Below are 249 nucleotides of genomic sequence, written 5' to 3' on the forward strand. Positions count from 1 at the left end.
AGCGCAGGGAAGCCGACGTGCCCGCGCTCAGCGCGGCCGTCACATTGCTGCCCACGGCCACGATGTCCGTGCCCGTCTTGGCAAAGCCCAGGTCACCCGACAACGACACGAAGTTCGCGATGTCGGCGCTGAAGCCCTTGAGCGTGAACGCCACCGTGTTGGCGGCAATCGCTTGGCTGAACGTGTAGCTCTGGCTGCCGACGCTCACCTTGGTCCCAGCAGTCATCGCACCGGCGGTGCCGGTGTACT

The 249-nt window shown here is 65.9% G+C and carries 1 protein-coding gene; it reads right to left on the reverse strand.

All coding sequences use genetic code 11. The features are described from left to right. On the reverse strand, nt 1-226 hold a 226-nt coding region (locus SM757_RS35345), incomplete at its 3' end, for a hypothetical protein (RefSeq protein ID WP_322468917.1). Nucleotides 227-249: the final 23 nt, after the last annotated feature.

Origin of the sequence: Azohydromonas lata, assembly GCF_034427735.1 — a bacterium.
Lineage (GTDB): Bacteria > Pseudomonadota > Gammaproteobacteria > Burkholderiales > Burkholderiaceae_C > Azohydromonas > Azohydromonas lata.